2 protein-coding genes and 1 pseudogene are annotated in these 7,786 nt (G+C 59.4%); all 3 read right to left on the bottom strand.

The genetic code is table 11. The features are described from left to right. A pseudogene (locus tag HMPREF3171_RS00640) lies at positions 1–633 on the bottom strand (hypothetical protein); the annotation flags it as partial. Positions 634–1,190: 557 nt separating this feature from the next. Further along, positions 1,191–5,774, bottom strand: a complete 4,584-nt coding sequence (locus HMPREF3171_RS00635; protein ID WP_070482174.1) for a Rib/alpha-like domain-containing protein — start codon at positions 5,772–5,774, stop codon at positions 1,191–1,193. Positions 5,775–6,128: 354 nt separating this feature from the next. Next, positions 6,129–7,786: YPDG domain-containing protein (locus HMPREF3171_RS00630; RefSeq protein ID WP_210385584.1), on the bottom strand; the 1,658-nt coding region annotated here is incomplete at its 5' end.

Genomic DNA, 7,786 nt, shown 5'->3' with positions numbered 1-7,786 from the left:
CAACTTGCCCTGACCAGGGCCATAGATCTGGGAAAACACATCCCGGTCCGGGTTTTCCGCCCAAACACGGAACTTCTCACCCTCCGGCAAAAGCGGATCCGCATCGAAGTTACGCACCTTACCCAGCGAATCCACAAAGGACTTCATGCCAAGGGTAAATTTACCGTCGGCACCGGTCGTGGTGGTGTAGATCGGCGAGGTAGCACCGTCGCGCTCAACCCACTGTGCGTAAATACGCACGCCCTCCATCGGGATCGGCTTCAGGTTATTCGTACCCGGGTGCACCGCCATGTTGCCGTTACGCTGGTTAATGACATAACCCTCGATGGAGTTATTCGAACCATCTTTAGCTTCAGACTCGATAGCGCCATCAACCTTGATCGGCTGATCACCAACGGCATACTTCTCCTGAGCAACACCAGTCTGGTAGACCCCATCAGCGTTCTTGCCGGGGTACAACACACCATTGCCCTGCTCATTCGGCTGACCAGCCTGATCCTTCGTGCCAGCAAACGCCGCAGCAGCAAACTGCGGCGCAGCAACCGGCTGCGCAAGCGGTGCAACCAACGCAAACGACAACGCAGCCGCAGCAACCGACGTGCCACGACGACGAGCAATGTAATTCTTCTTCACCGAAAATTCCTTCCTCGAAAATGACAATTTCGGTTAGACAAGCCCTGCCTGTTGTGACGCTTTTCGGACACATGCCATACAGGGCCGACATAGGCAAGGGTAAAGAAGTTGACAACAGCCCGCAATGATCATTACGTCTGCCCACAACCGCGTAGAAGATTTCTCAGGTTCTTCCAACCCGGCAGTGTCTTTTTCCATTTTTCGCTGGACAGCGTTTGCCCACGTCGTCAAAAATTGTTGACCTGTCAAAATAGATACATCTTGGAAACGTGCAATATCGAGATGCATCCCCAACCACCGCAAATGCCTATCTGCCCTGCGTTTTTGGGTGACGATTTCCCCCCAGGCACGGTACTTGGCCTCCCGATCCACTAACATCGAGAAGATCCGTGAAAAACGGGGTGAAGGTGAGATTTTCTTAGAAAAGCAGAAGTGCCTACTTTAGGGGGTGATTCGGAGTGGTGGGGTCGTCGATAAGCAAAATGCCCCAACGACAGTTGCCCCGTATCCCAACAACGGGGGTACGGGGCAACAACGCGCTAACTAGTAGCTAGAACCTACTTCTTCTCCGGAGCCGTGGTCTCCTTAGAAGAGCCAGCGTAGGTGTTGCCGGAAGAACCTTTGAGTTCGAAGTTCTTCACGGACGAGCCGCCGTTGGGCGAGCAGTTGTCATAAATGATCGTGCCGGCCAGGATGCCAGCGGCGATCAACGCGAGACCGCCAACAACGGTTGCGATGTCAGTGCCGTACTGGGCCAACTTCGCGTTCACGGCGTCCGCTTGAGCGGCGACCTGCGGGTTGAACACGCCCAACTGCTGCTGGAGGCGCGTGTTCGCGGCCTGGATCTGTGCATTCGCCTGGGCGGCGAACTCGGTGAGGCCCGGGATCTGGATCTGGGTGGCCAGACCGATCGGGAGCAGCGCGATCAGCGGCAGACCAAAGCCGACGGAGGTGGCAACGCACTTGCCCGTGTCGATGCCGACCTTTGCGGTGGCCCTGTTGCCGGCGCCGTCGACAACCTGGATCTCGTCACCGGTCTTCAGGTTGACGTCAGCGGGGACGTTGACCTTCCACTTGCCGTCCTTGCCGGTCGTGGTCGTGATGGTCTTGCCGTTTGGCCAGGTCACGATGATGGTCTCGCCAGGACGGTCGCCCTTGCCGGTGATGGTCTTGGCGCCGGGGATGATGTCGTCGATAGTCGGTGCCGTGGTGTCTGGCTTGGACTGATCGTCAGCCGGGTTGGCACCGTTCTCCACCTCCTCGCGGTTGGTATGGCCATCACCATCAAAGTCACCATTCGGATCCAGCAGGGACTTGCCATCCTTGCCGACCAGGTCGAAGTTGGCGGTCGCGGTGTTGGTCGAGTCGTCCTCGTAGGTGAAGCCGACAGCAACGGACGGGCGGGCGAACGGCTTGAAGGTTTCGAAGAACTTATCCCAACGCTTCTTCGCATCGGCGCTCTTGATCTCCGGCAAGTGCGCCTCGACCTTTTCAGCGACGTCCTTCATCGAAGGAGCCTTCGCGTTGATCACGCCGTTGTCCTGCGGGGTGAAGGTCCACTTGTCGGCGTCCGAATCCGCGGTCGGCTTCGCCTCCGTATTCTTCACCGGTGCCTTGGTACCGAACGGATCATTGGTGTTCTTCTCACCATCAACCGGCACGCTCGTGAGGTCGTCGTACTCCGGCACGAAACGCTCCGCATCAGTGCCAACGGTGATGGTCGTCTGCACCTCGTCGGTGGAACCGTCCGGGTAGGTCACAACAACAGTGACGTCGTAGACGCCCGGCTTCGAGGTATCCGGGGTCTCCTTGTACTCGAACTTCGTGCCCTTCGGCAGCTTGTCAGCATCCTTGATGTTGCCCATCGGATCCGGAGTGCCGCCAGTCTTGACCTTCTGGTCCTGGCCTTGCGGATCGTTCTTGTCGGCGTCCGTCGCGTTCTTCTGCACCTTGACGTTGGCGTTGACCTTGTCGGTGGTGCCATCCGGGTAGGTGGCAACGATGGTCACCGGCTTGTCGCCCTCAGTGGAGGTATCCGGCGCCTGCTCGTACTCGAAGGCCGTGCCCTCCGGCAGCTCGTCGATGTTGGTGACGTGGTCCTTGGCCTCCGGGACATCGTTGGGCTCGACGGTCTTGTCCTGAACCTGCGGCTCGTAGGTGTCAGCGTCGGACTGCTTCGGGTCTGCGGGTTGGGGCTGCTCCGGGGTCGGGTCGGGCTGGGGCTGCTCCGGCTGCGGGGTCGGCTCGGGCTGGGGTTGCTCGGGTTGTGGCTGCTCCTGGGGCGGGTCTACTGGCTTCGGGTCCTCCACCTTCACAGTGGCCTTCACCTCGTCGGTGGAACCATCCGGGTAGGTGACGACGACCGTGACCGGCTTATCCCCAGCAGTAGAGGTATCCGGATCTTCCTTGTACTTGAAGGTCGTGCCCTCCGGCAGCTTGTCCGCGTCCTGGACGTTGTCCTTCGGATCCGGCTTCTTGCCAGTCTCAACCGTCTGATCCTTGCCTTGCGGGTCGTGCTGCTCGGCCTGATCCTTGGCAACCTTCACCGTCACCGGCACCTCATCAGTGGTGCCATCCGGGTAGGTCACAACAACGACAGCTTCCTTGTCACCAGAGGTGTCAGTCTTCGGCACATCCTTCCAGGCGTACTTGGTGCCCTCCGGAAGATCTTCCTTGTTCGCGATCGAATCCTCAGCCTTCGGCTCAGCGTTCTTCGCAACCTCCTGGTCCTTACCCTGCGGGTCGTACTTGCTGGCCTGGTCGGTGACCTTCAGCGGCACAACGTCGGTGTGCTCGGTCTCTTTGCCGTCCTGATCCACCAACGTGTAGGTAACGGAGACGTTCGGCTTCTCTTCAGAAGCGTCAACCGTCTTCTTCGGCGTACCGGTGATTGTGCCGTCCTTGAACTCCAGGCCTTCCGGGAGACGCTCAACCTTGATGGAGTCCTTCTTCAGCTCGAAGCCCTGCGGTAGCTTGTCAAAGCCTTCCGGTTTCACGTCCTGCTGATACGGCTCGCCAACAACGCCGTCGGCCAGCTTGGTATCCGTCACCGTGATCTTGGTGACTACCTGCTCCTTACGCTTCTGCGGGACGGGCTTCTTCTCGGTCTTCTCAATACGTTTGTCAGGATCTTGCTCGTTTGGGTTTTTGTAGACCGGGTTGCCGTCGTCGTCAAGCACCGGCACATCCTGCTCCACCAAGACCTCGATCTCGCGAGTCACGATGACCTCGGTGGTGCCCGGGGTAGTCGGCTTGCCGGTGATCTTGCCGGTCTTCGGATCGATCTTGAGACCTGCAGGCAGGTCCTTGGCGGAGTAGGTCGGCTCCGTGCCCTTCTTCATGTTGTCGGGCAGGTCCTTGAACAGCGGGGTGACGTCGTTATCCGGGAAATCGGTTCCCACCGAGCCCAACGGCAGCGGCTCAGGCACGACCGCCGTGAAGGAGTCCGCGATTTCCCAGCGGTCGGACGGCTCGCCGGAAGCCTGGTCAACAGAGACCAGCGCGGCGGTGTAGACCGTGGTCTCCTTCAGATCCTCAGGGGCCTGGAAGTTGCAGGACTCGAGCGCACCCTTGTCGTCGCTCTTGATCTTGCACATCGCATCCTTGATCTCAGTCTGGGTACCATCCGGAGCGGTTGCGTACCAACGGATTGCGTACTCCGTGTTCGGCAGCAAGCCCGCGGTCTTCGTAGTCACCTTGGAGCCCGGACGACCCTTGTTGTCGTAGGAGTTGTACTCCGGAATATCGAAGGTCGGCTGTGCAGTCATCAACGGGAACTGCAGACCGTTCATGTTCACGCCGGCGGCAATCGCGCCCTGGTCGCGGTAGTTCATGAACATGTTGGCGACGAACGCAGAGTTCTTCACGTCGCGGCCCTCAATGTTCGGGTAGATGTACATGTAGTCGGTGTTGATGTGGCGCACGTCGTACAACGAAGCGCCGGTAAACACGTTGACCCACTGGTTCTGGTAGTCATCGGCAACCTTGCCCCAGTCTTCTTCGCTGACCACATTGTTCACACCGAGGTTGGCCTTGTCGCGCGAGTAGCCCAGCGTGCCCTTGAACGGCAGGTAGATCATGCCGTCAGCGTTGGACGGGGCAACCACGGTCTCTGCAATGTGGGAGCCCTCGCCGTGCTCGTCCTGGTACGCCTTGATGATGCGCTCCTGGTTCGCACGCTCCTGCTCGACCGTGTAACCCGGGTTCTCGTTCTTCCAGGCGTCGATCTGGCGCGCGACTTCGTCGTTAAGATACGACGCAACAATCTCGATGCCGCCCGCTGCGCGATCACCACGCGCAGGCTGGTACTTGTAGTAGCCCGGCAAGGTACCGGCAGACTCACCAGTCTCCCACCACACCATGGACTCATTCGGGTGAGCGATGCTCTTGATCGCGCCAAAGTCCCCGTAGTACGGGAACTGACCATCAGCCGTCGGCTTACCGGTCTCGCCGTCGAGCGCACGGGTCCAATCCTTTTCCGGCTTGGCCAACCAACCAACGTGATTCGGCTTCTCTTCCAGCACGAAACGACCGTTGGTAATGCGAGAACCGGCAGGGCCAGCGGTGAAGTTCCAAGACTCCTGCACGCGGTCCGTAATCGAGGTGTAACGGCCCGAGTTGAAGTCACCCGCGGCAACCACCGAGTACTTGCTCGGATCCGGGTTCTCGCCCCAAACGCGGACGCGAACGCCACCGGCGGCCAGCCAGAACGGCGGCGCGTCAACCTCGTTGGTTACCTTCTCGGACAGGTCGAAGGAGAAGCGGCCCTCGGAGTCAGTCGTGGTGTAGAACGTCGGCGAAACCTCACCGTTCTTGGTCACGTACTGCAAGTAGATGACGTTGCCCTTGAGCGGCTCATTATTCGACGACAAGTCATCGTGGCGACCATCCTTATTGATGTACGCCCAACCGTGGTAGCCGTAGAAATCACGCCAGCCACCCTTGGTAAAGATGGCGTTTGGCACCTGCTTGTTCTTGCCTTGGTCCGCGGCTGGGGCTGGGGCTGGCGCTGGGGTTGGGGCAGCCTGCGGGTTGTCTTGCGCAAACGCCGTCGGCTGCGCGAGCGGCGCAACCAACGCGAGCGACAACGCGGCTGCGGCAACCGAGGTGCCACGGCGGCGTGCAACGTAGTTTTTCTTCACAAAGAACCTTCCAGAAACATAGCGATGTGTGTAAACGCAATATCCAATTAATGGACACCCGTTAAGGACTTTGGGAACGCTACGCCTGGTGGACACCTGTCTACAATCTGCCCTTTTGGCCCTACCCCACTCATGTGATTATTTAGCTTCCCCTCAGGAATTGATTTAAAAACTGCCTGGTTCCGTATCGTTACGTGAATGGTTCCTGTGAGCTCTCTGCCTTTGGGCGGGGGTGGCTCGGGGAGGTGGGGTCGTCGATAAGCAATGCGCAAAACGTCGCCCCGCTCACCGGAATGATGAGCGGGGCGACGGATTCGAGGAAGACGCCTTTAGTAAAGGCGCTGGTCTACTGCATTACTTCTCCTTCCCCTCCTTCGACGAACCTGCGTAGGTGTTGCCGGAAGAACCCCTCAACTCGAGGTTCTTGATGGACGAGCCACCGTTCGGCGAGCAGTTGTCGTAAATGATCGTGCCGGCCAAGATGCCAGCGGCGATCAGGGCCAGGCCGCCGAGCACGGTTCCGATATCGGTGCCGTAGCGAGCGAGTTGCGAGTTAATCGCATCCACCTGGGACGCCATCTGCGGGTTGAACACGCCCAGCTGACGCTGCATCTGGGTGTTGAAGTTCTGGATCTGCGCGTTCGCCTGAGCAGCGATGTCAGACAGACCGGGGATCTCCAACTGGGTAGCCAGACCAATCGGCAGCAGCGCGATAAGCGGCAGACCGAAGCCGACCGAGGTGGCGACACACTTGCCGGTGTCGATGTCAACCGTCCTCTCGGACTTGTTGCCGGCCTCGTCTCGAGCCTCGACCTTGTCGCCCGGCTTCAAGGTGGTGCCGTCAGGAACCTTGACCGTCCATTTGCCGTTCTCATCGGTCTTGGTCGGCACTTCCTTGCCATCCGGGAAGGTGACGATGATGTCCTCGCCCGGACGGTCGCCGGTACCGGTAATGGTCTTATCGTCCGGCTTGATCGGGTTGATCTTCGGCGGCGTGGTGTCCGCACCCTCATCTACCGGTTTATCCGGGTTATCAACGGTGACGGTGACCGTGGTGTTGTCCTTGGAACCATCCGGGTAGGTGACCTCGACCGGAACGGTGATCTTGTCGCCCGGCTTGGCGTCCTTCGGAATAGTCACGGTGATCTCGCCGGTGTTCTTATCGACGACCACACCATCCGGCGCGTTCTCACCCGGAGTGAACGTGGTGCCCTCCGGCGGTGTGGTCGGGTTGCCGTCCTTGTCCTTGAACTCAGGAGCAGGAACGGTCACGTCCTCGCCAGGCTTGCCGGAACCGTCCTCATACTCAGGCTCGATCTCGTCCGCAGTCTTCGCATCCGGGTTGTCAACGGTGACGGTGACGTCAACGTTGTCCTTAGAACCATCCGGGTAAGTGACCTCGACCGGGACGGTGATCTTGTCGCCTGGGTTGGCGTCCTCCGGGATGGTCACCGTGATCTCACCGGTGTTCTCGTCGATGGTCACGCCATCCGGGGTGTTCTCACCCGGGGTGAACTTCGTGCCCTCCGGCGGCGTGGTCGGGTTGCCGTCCTTGTCCTTGAAGACAGGCTTGTCAACCGTGATGTCCTCGCCAGGCTTACCCGAACCATCCTCGTATACCGGCTCGTAGTCCAGGTTCTGGTTCGGAACCTTCGGGTTGGTCTTGTCTTCCTTCTCCTTGTCATCCGGGATGCCGTCACCGTCATCGTCCGGATCCTCGGTATCAGGCGTGCCATCACCATCGGTGTCCAGCTTGAACTTCGCGGTCGCGTCGTCGGTGGAACCATCCGGGTAAGTCACAACAACCGGAACGTTGAATTCCTCAACGGTGTCCTTGTTCAACTTGGATTTGTCCGGGAAGGTGACGGTGATCTCACCGGTGTTCTCGTCGATAGTGACCACGTAGCCCTCGGGAGCCGTGAAACCATCAGTGATCTTGAACGTCGAGCCCTCAGGAGCAGTTGCCTCCTTGCCATCCTTGCCGGTGAAGGTCGGCGAAGACTTCGTCTCCT

The sequence above is a fragment of the Corynebacterium sp. HMSC08F01 genome, assembly GCF_001807545.1.
GTDB classification, from domain to species: Bacteria; Actinomycetota; Actinomycetes; order Mycobacteriales; family Mycobacteriaceae; genus Corynebacterium; species Corynebacterium coyleae.
Note: the sequence above shows the minus strand (reverse complement) of the source record. Positions and strands in the feature narration are given on the sequence as shown.